The sequence below is a fragment of the Massilia phyllostachyos genome (assembly GCF_021044825.1).
In the GTDB taxonomy this organism is placed as follows: Bacteria; Pseudomonadota; Gammaproteobacteria; order Burkholderiales; family Burkholderiaceae_D; genus Telluria; species Telluria phyllostachyos.
Genome location: NZ_JAJNOC010000001.1, coordinates 508,662 through 523,705, shown reverse-complemented (window position 1 = coordinate 523,705; position 15,044 = coordinate 508,662). Strand labels below are relative to the sequence as shown.

Sequence of the window (15,044 nt, the reverse complement as noted above, 5' to 3'; positions counted from 1 at the left end):
TAAAACTTGGGTCCCGGCGAAGGCCGGGACCCAATTTCTTTGGCTCGCCACTACAGCACGGCTACACCATTACCCGAAGAATACCTGCCTCAACACAAACTGAATAATCTGAATCAGCACCAACGCCACCAGCACCGACAAATCAATCCCCCCAATCGGCGGCACCACCCTCCGGATCGGCCGCAGGATCGGCGTATTCATCGCGTGCACGAACGGCGCCAGCGGCGCCTGCGGGTTCACCCAGCTGAACACCGCGTCGATGATCAGGAGCGCCATGAAGCCGTACAGGATCCAGCTCAGGAACCGGTACAGCGCCCCCACCAGCACCGCGTGCCAGTCCGCGCCGAGGATCAGCACGATCGAGCTCGCGATCAGCACCATCAGGAAGGCGCCGATCAGGCTCGCCCAGTCATAGCCCCCGACACCCGGCAGGAGTCGCCGTAGCGGCAGCACCAGCCAGTCGGTGAGCGTGAAGGTGAACTGCCCGATCTGCTGCGGCGGACGCACGCGGATCGCCTGCATCCAGAAGCGCAGCAGGAGCAGCCCGCCAAGCAGGCCGGCGATGATATCGACAATGAACTGGAGAATGGACAGCACGTAGGCTCCTCAAAAAAAAACCGCCGTGTGAAAGTTCACACAGCGGTATTCTGCCTGATCCAGGCAAAGCTCGCTATCGAGCGAGTGTCAGCCTGCCATTACGGACGGCTGCTGGTCGGGAACGGCCAGGCCGCTGCAGGCGACAGGGTGGTTTTTGCTGCCGGAGCAGGCGCTGCCGCCTTGCTGTCGGCTTTACCGTCGGCTTTCGAATCCGATTTCGAATCCGATTTGGTTTCCGATTTCGAATCGGTTTTGCTGTCGGCCTTGGTATCGGCTTTCACTTCCGGCTTGGCTTCAGCCTTGGTTTCCGGCTTCGATTCGGCTTTCACTTCCGGCTTGGCTTCTGCTTTCGCAGCCGGCTTGGCGGCAGGCTTGGCAGCCGATTTGGTGGCGGTCGATTTGGTAGCGGCGGTTTTAGCCGGTGCAGCCGATTTAGCCGGAGCAGCGGCTTTAGCCGGAGCAGCGGCTTTAGCCGGAGCAGCGGCTTTAGCCGGAGCAGCCGATTTAGCCGGAGCAGCGGTTTTAGCCGGAGCAGTTGCGCTCGACTTCGACACTGTCGAAGCTCGCTTTGCAGCAGGTTTTGCAGCGGTCGCTTTAGCAGCCGGTTTAGCGGCGGTTTTGCTTGCGGTCGCTTTCTTTGCAGCTGGTTTAGCAGCCGATTTAGCGGTCGATTTGGCTGCGGTTTTGGTAGCGGTCGCTTTATTGGCTGCCGGTTTAGCAGCGGCTTTCTTTGCGGCCGGCTTGGCTGCCGATTTGGCGGTCGATTTCGCTGCCGGTTTAGCGGCGGCTTTCTTCGCTGCCGGCTTTGCTGCCGATTTGGCGGTCGACTTCGCTGCCGGTTTAGCAGTTGCGCTCGACTTCGACACTGTCGAAGCTCGCTTTGCAGCAGGTTTAGCTGCCGGCTTTGCGGCGGCTTTCTTGGCTGCCGGTTTTGCGGTCGACTTAGCTGCCGACTTAGCTGCCGACTTGGTGGCAGCCTTGGCTGCTGGCTTGGCGGCTGCTTTCTTTGCTGCCGGCTTTGCTGCCGGTTTAGCGGCTGCTTTCTTCGCTGCAGGCTTGGCTGCCGGTTTAGCAGCTGCTTTCTTCGCTGCAGGCTTTGCTGCCGGTTTAGCAGCTGCTTTCTTCGCTGCTGGCTTGGCAGCTGCCTTCTTTGCTGCCGGTTTAGCAGCTGCTTTCTTTGCAGCAGGTTTTGCTGCGGGTTTCGCAGCAGCGGTTTTCTTCGCTGCAGGTTTTGCCGCTGCCTTGGTAGCAGTGGTCTTGCTCGCTGCAGTCTTGGTCGCTGCTGCTTTCTTTGCAGCAGGCTTGGCTGCCGGCTTGGTCGCTGCCTTGGCGGCCGGCTTGGCGGCTGCCTTGGTGGCGGTGGTCTTGGCGGCTGCAGTCTTGGTCGCTGCCGCGCTCGACTTCGACACTGTCGAAGCTCGCTTTGCTGCCGGTTTCTCGGCGGCGGATTTTGCTGCTGGTTTCTTAGCGGTTGCCATTTTTATGCTCCTTCATCTGCGATGAGAAATGCTCAAGGTTTAAAATCCGCCCGACCACCGTGGTGAGCGAATTATTCATCGGACCAAACCGAAGCGGTTAAGGCCAATGAATCCGGCACCGGCTGAACTGCTGCAACTCCTCACAATTGCAGCGCTTCAGCCAACGTCGACAGGCAACCGACTCAACGTGTTTTCAGCTCGCTACCCTCACGGGCGCGAAAAGAAAAAGCCGCCATGCCTGAGCATTTCGTCAGGCAGTGCGGCTTGTTCTTTTCGCTGCGCTTGCGTGCATACTGATTGAATCAGTGTCCTATTATTCGATCGATTACTGCCTGGATGGACGCGACAATATCACATCTTCACGTTTTGACAAATTCAATCACGTAAAGTACACGAAAACTTTGTGAGCGCGCAACCGGATCGGCGCAAATCAAATCGATTTTGCGCGCTAAAACATGCGCTTACGCATTCAACCACACACACTTGTGCATTCGTATGTGAAACAGCGCACACAAAAGCGCTAATCGCATTTCAATCGATCGACAAACCAGCGTCCCGCCGGTCCCGGCGGCTGGTCTTTCAACCAGATCGCGTGCATTGAAAAGGCCGTGCCGAGCAGCGGGTGCGCCCTGAGCGACAGCCGCACCAGCGTGCCGTCCGCGAGATCCTGCTCGACCATGTGCAGCGGCATGCTGCCCCATCCCAGGCCGGCGCGCAGAAAAGCGTGCTTCGCGCCCAGGTCGGCCAGGCGCCACACGTGCTGAGACATCACGCCGAACTCGCGGCCCGCGGTCAGGGTGGAGCGGTCGGTCAGCACCAGCTGCACGTGCTTGTTGATCTCCGCGCGCGTCAGGGCGCGGCGCGCCTTCGCCAGCGGATGTTCCGGCGCCGCGACGATCGCGGACGGCACGCCGGCCAGGTAGTCGGATGCGCAATCGGCCGGGATGTCGGGCAGCGAACCGATCACCGCGATGCGGCAGCGGCCATCGAGCAGCGGCTGCACCACCGCACCCATCGCCTCCACGTACAGGCGCAGCGGCGTGGCCGGGAACTGGTGGTGGAAGGCCTTCACGGCGTCGGTCAATGTCGCGATCGGGAACATCACGTCGACCGCCACCGCGAGCTCCGGCTCAAGGCCGCCGGCGAGCATGCGCGCCCGCGCCTTGAACGCGTCCATGCTGTTCGCGGCTTCGCGCGCGCTTTCCAGCAGCGCGCGTCCGGCCTCGGTCAGCTGCGGATAGCGTCCGCTGCGATCGAACAGCGCCAGGCCCACCTGCAGCTCGAGATTGGCGAGCGTGTGGCTCACCACCGACTGCGCGCGGCGCAGCTTGCGGCCCGCGGCCGAGAAGCTGCCTTCGTCGGCTGCGGCGATGAAGGTGCGCAGCTGGTCCATGGAGAGGCCGTCGAGCATGTATCTACTCCTTCGATAGGTCTTATCGAATTATATAGGCTTCCTGGATCGATCTATCCTGCCTAAGATGACTCCATCGCAGCACACAACCCCATACCGAAAGGAGCCGTCATGAACACCACCACCAATCAATCCGCCGTCCCGGCCATCGGCCGCCTGCTGCTGGCCGCCATCTTCATCCTCAGCGGCGTCGGCAAGGCCCTGGCCCCGGCCGGCACCATCGGCTACATCGAGTCCGCAGGCCTGCCCTTCGCCACCGTCGGCCTGATCGTCGCGATCGCGGTCGAACTGGGCGGCGGCGTGATGCTGGCGCTCGGTATCAAGACCCGCATCGTGGCGCTGGGCCTGGCGATCTTCTCGGTGGTGACGGCGCTGGTGTTCCACCACGCGCTGGGCGACCAGAACCAGCTGATCCACTTCATGAAGAACATCGCGATGGCCGGCGGCCTGCTGCAGGTGGTGGCGTTCGGCGCCGGCGCCTACAGCGTGGATGCGGCGAGCAGCCGTAAGCGCGTGACCCAAGTCGCTTGATCGATCCGTGGGGCGGCATGGCCGCCCCACGTCATTCCACCACCCTGAGCAGGTCCATCTTGCACAGCCAGGCAAGGCCGCGCAGCAGCGTCGGGCGGTCGCACGGACCCAGCGTGTCGATCAGCTCTTCGACTTCCACCGGCCGCGGGCCGATCGCCCCGAACAGGCGGCCGAAATCCTCGAGTGTCGGCAGCGAGGCCGCGGCGAAGCGGTTGATGGCCAGATCGCGGTACTGGCGCACCAGCGCCAGCGACGCGTCCCCGGTCAGCTCGACCAGCGAAGCCGCCGTCAGGGGCCGCGTCGGATACGTCGCGAACAGCTTGAAGGGATCGGGCCGGTCCGGCGCGCGCGACGGCAGCGGCGGCGCCAGCACCGGGTCGGCGCGGCGGCGCTCCGCCAGCTCGTCCCACAGCGCGCGGTAGCGCTGCAAGATCACGCTCCAGTCGAACTCCGCCAGCGCGCGCTTTCTCGCCTGCTCGCCCATCGTGCGGCGCAGCTCGGCGTCGCGCACCAGGCGGCCGTAGGCCTCGGCCAGCAGCGCGCCATCGACCGCCACCGCCTGGCTCGTGTGGCCGCAGTACATGTCGAAGCCGTCCACGCCGTCGTCGTAGCGCTGCGCCAGGTCGAGCCCCGCGCCCGGCCCCGGCATGATGGTCGGGATGCGGTAGCCGTCGACGCCGTCGCGCACCGTGTCGCGGTAGCCGTTCCAGTCCGAGACCACGCAGGGCAGCCCGGCCGCCATCGCCTCCACCGGGCTCAGGCCGAAGGTCTCCTGCACATTGTCGGACAGCGACGTGAACACGTCGGCCGCCGCCCACACGTCGTCCTGGTTGCCGGGGTCGCGCCCATCGACGTCGACCAGCCGCACCGACGGGCACAGCGCCGCGGCGGCTTCGCGAAAGGCATGCTCGATCGCCTCTCCGGCGAACCAGCCGGCCAGGATCAGGTGCACTCGCCGCCCGCCCTTGTCGGCGCGCTCGAGCGCGGTGAACATCTGCTGCGGATGCGACTTGGCGTGCACCGACAGGCGGCCGAGGTAGAGAAAGGCGACATCGTCCTCGCCGATGCCGAGGCGGGCGCGCGCTTCCATCCGGCGTCCGGGTTCGGCCTGCAGGTCAACGCAATGCACGCCGAGCGGAATCAGGGGAAGCTGCGGCAGCTCGAAGCGCTGCGCGGCCAGCCGCGTGCGCAGATAGTCGGCCTGCGCCTCGATCAGCACCCGCACGCTGTCGCGCACCACGCGCGAGGTGCAGACAATCGCATCCCAGCTGCGCACCGGCGCCACCAGCAGGCCGGTCACCATGCTCATCGTCTCGTGCGAGGCGGTGCAGTGGGTGACACCGCACAGGCTGTAGCGGTGCTCGCCGGCCTGCAGGCGGCGCCAGGCGAGGCGCTCGATGCCGGGGCCGGGGTGGTACAGGCAGCCGAAGCGGCCGAGTTCCTGCGGCGCGGCATGCGGCACCCAGGTGGCCTCGCCGCCGTAGCCTTCCTCGCGCAGCGCGGCCTGGAACGCGTCGGCGTGGCTGCGCTCGGCGGCGAAGCAGCCGATGTCCGCGTCGCCGGCATGGCGCGCGATCGCGCGCAGCAGGCCGACGCCGGCGGACTGGCGGCCCATCAGCTTCTGGCCGGCGGTGGAGAAGGCTTCGGGAACGTAGTGCAGGGCAAAGCGGTCGTGCATGCGGACTCCCGGGACAGGCTTGCGACCATCATAGCGAGGCCGCGCCGGGAGCGGCGCTCAGTCGGGATTGTGCACCCGACCATGCCGCCGACAATTCCGTAGCCGAAGCCGTGCGGCGTGCCAAGCTGCGCGTCGAGGCTGAACACCCGCGGTAGCTGCGGGCCGCTCTCCCTCTGTGATTAATCCGCGCTCCTTAGTGCAGGCACACCCACGCGATGCTGATACACCTCTAGCAAAAAAAGAACCCGCCTTGCGGCGGGTTCTCGTGAAGCGTTCAGCGTTGCGGCGCGATCCGCCACACCACGCCGCCGGCGTCATCGACCACCAGCAGCGCGCCATCCTGCGCCACCGCCACGCCGGCCGGGCGGCCCCAGACGTCGCGGTCACTGAGCACCATGCCGGACATGAAGTCCTGGTACTGCCCGGTCGGCACGCCGTTCTTCATGAATACCCGCACCACCTTGTAGCCGGTGCGCACGCCGCGGTTCCAGGAACCGTGCAGCGCCACGAATACGTCGCCTTCATACTCCTTCGGGAAGGCGTTGGCGGCGTTCTTCGGCGCCTGGTAGACCGCCATGCCGAGCGGCGCCGAGTGCGGCTGGATCAGCACGTCCGGCACGATGGCCTTGCCCTTCAGGTCCGGGCGGTGGCCCTTGAGGCGCGGGTCTTCGTTGTCGCCGATGTAGTACCACGGCCAGCCGTAGAAGCCGCCCTGCTTCACCCGCGTCAGGTAGTCCGGCGGCAGGTTGTCGCCCAGCGCGTCGCGCTCGTTCACATTGCACATCACGTCGCCGGTGCCCGGATACACCAGCATGCCGACGCAGTTGCGCAGGCCGGTGGCGTAGGTGCGGCGGTTCTTGCCGTCCGGGTCGAAGGCCATGACGGTGGCGCGGTCGGTCTCCACGCCCCAGGCGCCGCCGAAGCCATGCTTGGCTTCCCACTGCGCCAGCGGCTCCGGCGGCTTGGCGCCGATCTCGGTGGCGACGTTGGTGGCCGAACCGATCGACAGCAGCAGGGTCTTGTCGTCGCTGGAGAATGCCAGGGTGCGGGTGGTGTGGCCGCCGCTGGTCTCGGACAGGGTCGGCACGATCACTTCGGCTTCGCCGCGCGCCTTGAGGTCGCCGTTACGATACGGGATGCGCACCACCGAATTCACGTTGGCGACGTACAGGTATTGCGGGTTGTCGTTCGAGGGCCAGAAGGCCATGCCGTAGGGGCGGGTCAAGCCGCTGGCGAAGGTCTCGACGTTGTCGGCTTTCTCGCCGTTCTTCGCGCGCAGCACCTTGACTTCGCCCTTGGCGGTGGCGGCCAGGAAGATGTCGCCGTTCGGCGCGCGGAGCAGCAGGCGCGGCTTGTCCGCGTCCTGGGCGAACACGCCCACCGTGAAGCCTTTCGGCACGGTCGGCATGCTGCCGTTCGGACGCGCCTCGACGCGCGGGCCGTTGCCGGCGCTGCTGGTGGCGAAGGGCGGCGGCAGGTCGCTGGCTTTCAGGTGCCAGATCCTGCCGGGCTGGCTGTCGTCCCAGCTGCCGCGGCGCTCCAGCGCGGTTTTCGCGGCCGGCGCGCTAGCGGCGGCGGCGGCGACGGCCGGGCCTTGCAGGCTGGCGAGGTAGTCGATCAGGGCGGCGCGCGCCTTCTTGTCCGAGATCCCGACCGGCATCGTGGTGCCGGGGACGTTCTTCGCCGGGTCGGCCAGGAACACGTCGAGCTCCGCGCGGGTCCAGGTCTTGCCGGCGGCGCCAGCCTTCGTCAACGCCGCCGAATAGTTATAGCCGGGGACCGATGCCGCCTTGCGGCCCAGGACCCGGTGCAGGCCCGGCCCCGCGAGCGGCGTCAGCTTCGCATCGACGCTGTGGCAGCTGGCGCAGTTGTTCTGGAAGGTGGTCTGGCCCGCGTTCTGGGCGACGGCATGGGCAGCGGGCATCGCTGCCAGGCTGGCGAGCAGCGCGGCATGCAGCGTCAGGGACTTGGCTTGCAAATGACTCTCCTGTTTGACGGATTTGTTGATAGCTCGCCATCATAGGTCAAGTCGGCCTGGAGCGCAGCCTGCTTTACACGCGCGTTTGTATCAGCGCGCGCCGGGTGCAAAGGGATCGGGCGGCGATGGGCTGGTCATCCAGCGCAGCAGCGGGCCGTGCGGCTCGTAGCGCATCGTGCCGAACCGCTTGAACAGCGCCTCGATCTGCGCCAGCGATGCGGTGTTGAAGTCGAGCGCCGGCACCTCTTCGCCTGCCGCATTGGTGACCATGCCCCAGGTGCCGTCGCCGTGGCCGCCCTTGTTGCTGACGAATTTATAGGACCAGGCGGTCGCCGCCCAGCCGTAGCGCGCATAGGTGTCGAAGCTGGCGCGCGCCACCTGGCCGCCCAGTTCCAGGCCCATGCTGGCCCAGGGCTGGATTTCGCCCAGATAGAAAGGCGTGTCGAGTTCGCGGATGCGGCGGTCCCAGTCGCATACGCCGCTCTTGCCATCGGGTTCGCAGCGCAGCCATTCGCGGTGCACTTCGCGGCCGGCGGTCTTCCAGCCGAAGTGGCCGGGATAGGGATGCATCTCGAAGGCGACGTTCCGCATGCCGCGCTGCTTCGGGTCGCCATAGGCCTTGATGTCGTCCTTGACGTGGCCGGGCAGGATGATGACGTGGTTCGGGTCTTTTTCGCGCACGGCCTGGTACAGGGTCGCGACCACCGCGGCCATGTTGGCGGAACCGGTGCCCCAGGGTTCGTTCAGCAGGCTGTAGCCGGCGACCGATGGGCGGTCCTTGTAACGGCTGGCAACCTGCTGCCACAGCCAGACGGTGCGCTTCCGGTATTCCGGCTTGCTCCAGTACCCGTTGCGGCCGGCGCAGCCGCTGTGGTGCTCCCAGCCCTGGCTGCCGGCGGCGCCGTGCAGGTCGAGGATGACGTAGATGCCGCGCTGTTCGGCTTCACTGATGGCCTGGTCCAGGTAGTGCCAGGCATCCTGGCGGAGTTTTCCCGGCTGCTTCTCGTCCTCGACCACGGTGTGGATGAAGGGGACGCGCACCAGGTTGACGCCGAAGGAGGCGAGCATGTCCCAGTCCTTCGGCGTCATCCAGTTGTCGCGGAAGAGCTTCATCAGGCGCTCGCGCTCGGGGTAGCCGAAGCGGCGGTCGAGCGCGGCCTCCAGCGTGCACTGGTCGTCGATGCCGTGCTTGCCCTGGCCCATCATCCAGAATTCGTTGATCAGCCAGTTGCCGAGGTTGGCGCCTTTCAGGACGATGGGCTTGCCGTCGCTAGTGACCCAGCGCGGGCCGTCGGCGCGCACCATCTGGGCGGCGTCGCGAATGGGCGTCGCAGCTTGGGCTGCCACTGGCAATATCACCGCCATCAGCGTGGTGATTATTGTGCGCAACAAGTGGCGCATCATTGTCATGTTCGTCCTGGCCGGCATTGCTGTCTCCTGTAGTCGATGATGGTTCTTCACCTTTTTGGAGACGCTACCATAACAGCCGAGCCGGAGGTTCAAACGATCAGCATGCCCCGGAAGCCGCGCGCCGCATAATAGGACTCGGCACCGTTGTGGTACACGAAGACCTTGCCGTAGCGGCGGTCGCAGAACAGCGCGCCGCCGAGCTTGCGGATGTCGGGCGGCGTCGCGATCCAGCTCGAGGTCTTGCGGTCGAATTCACCGAGTTCCTGCAAGGCGCGATACTGGGCTTCGGTGAGCAGCTCGATGCCCATCTCGGCCGCCATCTCCATGGCGCTGCTGCGCGGCTTGTTTTCCTTGCGGGCGTCCAAGGCGGGGCGGTCGAAGCAGATGCTGCGCCGGCCCGATGGGGTCTCGGGCGAGCAATCGCAGAAAACGATGCGGCCGGTGGAGGCGTCATGTCCGGTAACGTCCGGTTCGCCGCCGGTGTCCTCCATTGCGGCGAGCGATCGCAGGGCTTTCGGATTGGCCGCAAGCCGGGCTTCGACGTCGGCCCACGCCAGGGCATCGTGACGCCCTTTGTGCTTGTCGAAGCGGTCTCGCAATGTCTGGAGCAAGACTTCGGCTTCCTGTGCGTTCATGGCTGTCCTTTCCTCGTCCTGGTCAATCACATGCCGATCCTGTTTGGAAGATCCACCACTTCTTGCCGCGGTAGACGAAGGTCACGCTGGAGATGCAGGCCTCGTTCGGCGCATACTGCAGGACCAGCCCCTCGTCATGCAGTTCGATGGTAGCGCGCCACGCCTGGCCCTTGGCCATCAGCTCCTGGGCCAGTTCGTTTGTTGGCGGTCGGCGCCGTACCGTGGGTTCGGAACCCGTGTCTTCATCCAGCGTCTCGCCCCTGGACGCCAGCATCTGCTTCACCAAGCGCTCGTTGGCCGGTGTGGCAGGGGCGCAGAGCAGCGTGTCGATCGCCTGCCACAGTTTCTGCGTGTCGGCTTCCTTCAACGCTTCCAACGAGGACTTCAGGGCCTTTCGTTCGCTGGCCTTGCAGGCGGCCGGATAGACTTCGCCGTACGCTTCCAGATCCTGGGGAACTTCCTGCGCCGAGGCAGCGGCGCAGGACAGCAAGAGGATTGCGTATGACAACAACAGGCGCATGCTCACTCCACGAAGATCATCGGTATACGGCTATTGTAAAAAACAAAGCCCGTCACAGTGGACGGGCTTTGTTCATGCTTAAGGCAGAGGATGGGCCTGAAAATCAATCCCAGCTCAGCGCCCCACCGGTCTGGTACTCGGTCACACGCGTCTCGAAGAAGTTGCGCTCCTTCTTCAAGTCGATCATCTCGCTCATCCACGGGAACGGGTTCTCTTCGTTCGGGAACAGCGCATCCAGGCCGATCTGCACGGCGCGGCGGTTGGCGATGAAGCGCAGGTAGCCTTTGAACATCGGGGCGTTCAGGCCCAGCACGCCGCGCGGCATGGTGTCTTCGGCGTAGCGGTATTCGAGTTCGACGGCCTGCAGGAACAGGGCTTTCAGCTCGTCGCGGAAGGCCGGGGTCCACAGTTGCGGGTTTTCCATCTTGATCGTGTTGATCAGGTCGATGCCGAAGTTCACGTGCATCGACTCATCGCGCAGGATGTACTGGTACTGCTCGGCGGCGCCGGTCATCTTGTTCTGGCGGCCCAGCGCCAGGATCTGGGTGAAGCCGACGTAGAAGAACAGGCCTTCCATCAGGCAGGCGAAGACGATGATCGACTTCAGCAGCTGCTGGTCGGCTTCCAGGGTGCCGGTCTTGAATTCCGGGTCGGTCAGCACGTTGATGAACGGGATCAGGAACTGGTCCTTGTCGTGGATCGACGCGATCTCGTTATAGGCGTTGAAGATTTCCTTCTCGTCCAGGCCGAGCGACTCGACGATGTACTGGTAGGCGTGAGTGTGGATCGCCTCTTCGAAGGCCTGGCGCAGCAGGTACTGGCGGCACTCGGGGGCGGTGATGTGGCGGTAGGTGCCCAGCACGATGTTGTTGGCGGCCAGCGAGTCGGCGGTGGTGAAGAAGCCGAGGTTGCGCTTGACGAGGCGGCGCTCGTCTTCCGACAGGCCGTTCGGGCTCTTCCACAGCTCGATGTCGCGCTGCATGTTGACTTCCTGCGGCATCCAGTGGTTCGCGCAGCCGGCCAGGTACTTGTCCCATGCCCATTTGTACTTGAACGGGACCAGCTGGTTCACGTCGGTCTGGCCGTTGATGATGCGCTTGTCGTCGGCGTTGACGCGCTTGGCGACTTCGGCGGCGGTGGGTGCGGCGTCGCCGCTGGCGGCTTGCGGTGCGGGGGCTGGTGCGGTGGTTGGTTCGTCGTCCCAAGAGAGCATAGCGATTCCTTCTGTCGTGAATTGTCGCGGGGACCGCAGGCAAGTCACGTAAATGATTGGTGTCGTTCGCTGTTGGCAGAACCTCGGGCGTTTGCGATATCGCTTGCAAACTTGGGTTCCGGCCTTCGCCGGAACGACGGTTTTTAGGTTAATGGTGAAAGCCAGCACTCCGGGCTGGCTTTCACCTCATTTCATTACTGGCAGGCTTCGCACTCGTCGAAGCCGGCGTCGCCCGGACGCAGGTAGCAGGCGGCGCCTTCCACCACTTCGGCGCTGGCGGCGGCCGGGGCTGCGGCTGCCGGGCCGTTGGCGGCGGCTGGCGAACCGGCCGGGGCTGCGTGGCCGGACAGGCCGCCCGAGACCGGGACCGCGTTCAGGGCGCCGGTGCGGGTGGTCGACTTCTCCATGTGCGTCGCGGCGATGGTGCGCAGGTAGTAGGTGGTCTTCAGGCCGCGCAGCCATGCCAGTTTGTAGGTCTCGTCCAGCTTCTTGCCCGAGGCGCCGGCCATGTAGATGTTCAGCGATTGGGCCTGGTCGATCCACTTCTGGCGGCGCGATGCCTGTTCCACCAGCCACTTCGGCTCGACTTCGAAGGCGGTCGCGTAGATGTCGCGCAGGTCTTGCGGCACGCGGTCGATCTTGGACAGCGAGCCGTCGAAGTACTTCAGGTCGGCGATCATGACTTCGTCCCACAGGTCGCGTGCCTTCAGGTCGCGCACCAGGTACGAGTTGATCTCGGTGAATTCGCCCGACAGGTTCGACTTCACGTACAGGTTCTGGAAGGTCGGCTCGATGCAGGCCGACACGCCGATGATGTTCGAGATGGTCGCGGTCGGGGCGATCGCCACGCAGTTCGAGTTACGCATGCCGAACTGCTTGATGCGCTCGCGCACCACGGTCCAGTCCATCGATTCGCTGGTGTCCTGCTCCAGGTAGCCACCGCGTTCTTCCGCCAGCAGCTTGATCGAATCCTGCGGCAGGATGCCGCGGTCCCACAGCGAGCCTTCGTAGGTCTCGTAGCGGCCGCGCTCTTCGGCCAGTTCGGTCGAGGCCAGGTAGGCGTAGTAGCAGACGGCTTCCATCGATTTGTCGGCGAACTCCACCGCTTTGTCCGAAGCGAACGGCACGCGCATCATGTGCAGGCAGTCCTGGTGACCCATGATGCCCATGCCGACCGGACGGTGGCGGAAGTTCGAGTTGCGCGCCTTGTCGACGGCGTAGTAGTTGATGTCGATGACGTTGTCCAGCATGCGCATCGCGGTGCGGATGGTCTTCTGCAGCTTGGCGTGATCCAGGCCGTCACCCTTCATGTGCTGCGGCAGGTTGACCGAGCCCAGGTTGCAGACGGCGATCTCGTCGGCGCTGGTGTTCAGCGTGATCTCGGTGCACAGGTTCGACGAGTGCACCACGCCCACGTGCTGCTGCGGCGAGCGGATGTTGCACGGATCCTTGAAGGTGATCCACGGGTGGCCGGTCTCGAACAGCATCGACAGCATCTTGCGCCACAGGTCGAGCGCTTCGATCTTCTTGTACACGGTGATTTCGCCGCGCGCCGCCTTGGCTTCGTAGCCCAGGTAGGCTTCTTCGAAGGCCTTGCCGACCAGGTCGTGCAGGTCCGGGGTTTCGCTCGGCGAGAACAGGCTCCAGTGGCCCTTTTCCATCACGCGCTTCATGAACAGGTCCGGAATCCAGTTCGCGGTGTTCATGTCGTGGGTGCGGCGGCGGTCGTCGCCGGTGTTCTTGCGCAGGTCGAGGAACTCCTCGATGTCCATGTGCCAGGTTTCCAGGTAGGCGCAGACCGCGCCCTTGCGCTTGCCGCCCTGGTTCACCGCGACGGCGGTGTCGTTCACCACTTTCAGGAACGGGACCACGCCCTGCGACTTGCCGTTGGTGCCCTTGATGCGCGAACCGAGCGCGCGCACCGGGGTCCAGTCGTTACCGAGGCCGCCGGCGAACTTCGACAGCAGCGCGTTTTCCTTGATGGCGTCGTAGATGCCTTCCAGGTCGTCGCCGACGGTGGTCAGGTAGCAGGACGACAGCTGCGAGCGGCGGGTGCCCGAGTTGAACAGGGTCGGGGTCGAGCTCATGAAATCAAAACTCGACAGCAGGTTGTAGAACTCGATCGCGCGCGCTTCGCGGTCCGCTTCGCGCAGGGCCAGGCCCATCGCGACGCGCATGTAGAAGGCCTGCGGCATTTCGATGCGGGTTTCGCGCACGTGCAGGAAGTAGCGGTCGTACAGGGTCTGCAGGCCGATGTAGCCGAACTGCAGGTCGCGGTCGGCGACCAGGGCTTTGGCCAGGCGCTCGAGGTCGTACTTGCCCAGTTCTTCGTCCAGCAGCTCGTTCTGGATGCCCTTGGCGATGTACTGCGGGAAGTAGGTGATGTATTCGGCGGCGGCGCCGGCTTGCGGCACTTCGTGGCCGAAGACTTCCTTGCGGATGGTGTGCAGCAGGATGCGCGCGGTGACCTGGCTGTAGGCCGGATCGGTTTCCATCAGGGCGCGGGCGGCCAGGATGGCGGACTTGTACAGTTCTTCGACCGGCACGCCGTCGTACAGGTTCTTCAGGGTCTCGGCGACGATGGCGTCGGCGTCGACGTGCTTTTCCAGGCCCGAGCAGGCGGCGTTCACGAGGGCGTAGACGTCGTTCACGTCCAGCGGGCGGCGCTCGCCGCCGTCGACCACGTGGATCTGCGGCGTGGCCACGGCGGCGCCACCGGCGGCGGCCTTGGCGGCCTTGCGCTCTTCCATGCGCTTGGCGCGGTACAGCACGTATTCGCGCGCGACGTCATGCTCGCCCGAGCGCATCAGCGACAGTTCGACCTGGTCCTGCACGTCTTCGATGTGGAAGGTGCCGCCGTTCGGCTGGCGGCGCACCAGGGCGGCCACCACGTTGCCGGTCAGCTGCTCGACCAGTTCGCGGATGCGGGCCGATGCCGCGCCCTGCCCGCCGGCGACGGCGAGGAAGGCCTTGGTCATCGCGACCGATATCTTGTGCGGTTCGAAGGCCACCACGGCGCCGTTGCGGCGGATGACGCGGTAGTCACCACGAGCGACGATCTCGGTAGGCGTGGCGCCTGCCGGCGCGCCTGGGGTGACGTGCGGGTTGATCGAAATGTCTTGTGCTGTTTGCATTGGGCCTCCAGTGGGCGGCGCGGGCCGCCGTGGTTTGTCTTGGGCCGGGTAGGTGAACCCGACAAAATTTCAAGCAAAGCGATGCCCCGCCAGCCGGAACGCCTCACTGGCAACCAGATACGCAGGGTCAGAAATCGCTGTCTAATCAGGAACTTGCAGAGCAAGCTTCAAGTCGAAAGTGAATCTAGTTGCTTCCAGTCCACTACCACTATATCTAGTGTTCGATCTTGAGTTAAGACTAATTGTAGTACCTGACCTAGGTCAGGGCAAGTGAATACCTTCGCAATTTTTTCTGTTTTTTTTGGTGCATGGGGTTGACAACGAAGTTCGTCCCAAACGATAGGCGGTATGCGGTGAGCGGCTACTAACGATGTTCAATCGTGCTGCCCAAGCCTTCAGCAAGGCGATGCGCGATGCATCAAAGTCGTGCATTTTGCGCTGGCGAAAAGACAACATGAT

General features: G+C 64.6%; 11 protein-coding genes. 2 read left to right on the top strand and 9 right to left on the bottom strand.

The window, feature by feature from the left end:
* Positions 1-69: 69 nt before the first annotated feature.
* Complete coding sequence (locus tag LQ564_RS02265) at positions 70-597, bottom strand: YggT family protein (RefSeq protein WP_231056459.1); 528 nt, start codon at positions 595-597, stop codon at positions 70-72.
* A gap of 27 nt (positions 598-624) precedes the next feature.
* Here LQ564_RS02265 and LQ564_RS25940 point away from each other — a divergent pair, with 27 nt between their 5' ends.
* Positions 625-2,100, top strand: a complete 1,476-nt coding sequence (locus tag LQ564_RS25940; RefSeq protein ID WP_307729911.1) for a hypothetical protein — start codon at positions 625-627, stop codon at positions 2,098-2,100.
* 495 nt (positions 2,101-2,595) lie between these two features.
* On the opposite strand, the gene LQ564_RS02255 is transcribed toward LQ564_RS25940, so the two are convergent.
* Positions 2,596-3,486, bottom strand: a complete 891-nt coding sequence (locus tag LQ564_RS02255) for a LysR family transcriptional regulator (RefSeq protein ID WP_231056458.1) — start codon at positions 3,484-3,486, stop codon at positions 2,596-2,598.
* A 111-nt stretch (positions 3,487-3,597) separates the two neighbouring features.
* On the opposite strand from LQ564_RS02255, the gene LQ564_RS02250 reads away from it, so the two are divergent.
* On the top strand, positions 3,598-4,017 hold the full coding sequence (locus LQ564_RS02250) for a DoxX family protein (RefSeq protein ID WP_231056457.1): 420 nt from the start codon (positions 3,598-3,600) through the stop codon (positions 4,015-4,017).
* 31 nt (positions 4,018-4,048) lie between these two features.
* Here LQ564_RS02250 and LQ564_RS02245 read toward each other — a convergent pair whose 3' ends face one another.
* The 7 genes from LQ564_RS02245 to LQ564_RS02215 form a co-directional block, all read right to left on the bottom strand.
* Complete coding sequence (locus LQ564_RS02245; protein WP_231056456.1) at positions 4,049-5,695, bottom strand: glycosyltransferase family 4 protein; 1,647 nt, start codon at positions 5,693-5,695, stop codon at positions 4,049-4,051.
* Between the two features lie 274 nt (positions 5,696-5,969).
* Positions 5,970-7,673 (bottom strand): PQQ-dependent sugar dehydrogenase, encoded by a 1,704-nt coding sequence (locus tag LQ564_RS02240; RefSeq protein WP_231056455.1) that lies wholly within the window; start codon positions 7,671-7,673, stop codon positions 5,970-5,972.
* A 90-nt stretch (positions 7,674-7,763) separates the two neighbouring features.
* The gene (locus tag LQ564_RS02235) at positions 7,764-9,020 is read right to left on the bottom strand and encodes a glycoside hydrolase family 5 protein (RefSeq protein WP_231056454.1); all 1,257 of its coding nucleotides are present in this window, start codon (positions 9,018-9,020) and stop codon (positions 7,764-7,766) included.
* Positions 9,021-9,172: 152 nt separating this feature from the next.
* Positions 9,173-9,718, bottom strand: coding sequence for a DUF4256 domain-containing protein (locus LQ564_RS02230; protein ID WP_231056453.1), 546 nt, complete (start codon positions 9,716-9,718; stop codon positions 9,173-9,175).
* 22 nt (positions 9,719-9,740) lie between these two features.
* Entirely contained in the window at positions 9,741-10,238 is a 498-nt protein-coding gene (locus LQ564_RS02225) for a hypothetical protein (RefSeq protein ID WP_231056452.1), read from the bottom strand.
* Between the two features lie 103 nt (positions 10,239-10,341).
* Positions 10,342-11,451, bottom strand: a complete 1,110-nt coding sequence (locus LQ564_RS02220; RefSeq protein ID WP_231056451.1) for a ribonucleotide-diphosphate reductase subunit beta — start codon at positions 11,449-11,451, stop codon at positions 10,342-10,344.
* Between the two features lie 194 nt (positions 11,452-11,645).
* Positions 11,646-14,585, bottom strand: coding sequence for a ribonucleoside-diphosphate reductase subunit alpha (locus LQ564_RS02215; RefSeq protein ID WP_231056450.1), 2,940 nt, complete (start codon positions 14,583-14,585; stop codon positions 11,646-11,648).
* Positions 14,586-15,044 lie beyond the last annotated feature (459 nt).

Bases quoted from the DNA above. Each gene is read 5' to 3' on its own strand.
- LQ564_RS02250 (WP_231056457.1), top strand. From the start codon at position 3,598: ATGAACACCACCACCAATCAATCCGCCGTCCCGGCCATCGGCCGCCTG.
- LQ564_RS02255 (WP_231056458.1), bottom strand. From the start codon at position 3,486: ATGCTCGACGGCCTCTCCATGGACCAGCTGCGCACCTTCATCGCCGCA.
- LQ564_RS02220 (WP_231056451.1), bottom strand. From the start codon at position 11,451: ATGCTCTCTTGGGACGACGAACCAACCACCGCACCAGCCCCCGCACCG.
- LQ564_RS02215 (WP_231056450.1), bottom strand. From the start codon at position 14,585: ATGCAAACAGCACAAGACATTTCGATCAACCCGCACGTCACCCCAGGC.
- LQ564_RS02230 (WP_231056453.1), bottom strand. From the start codon at position 9,718: ATGAACGCACAGGAAGCCGAAGTCTTGCTCCAGACATTGCGAGACCGC.
- LQ564_RS02225 (WP_231056452.1), bottom strand. From the start codon at position 10,238: ATGCGCCTGTTGTTGTCATACGCAATCCTCTTGCTGTCCTGCGCCGCT.
- LQ564_RS02245 (WP_231056456.1), bottom strand. From the start codon at position 5,695: ATGCACGACCGCTTTGCCCTGCACTACGTTCCCGAAGCCTTCTCCACC.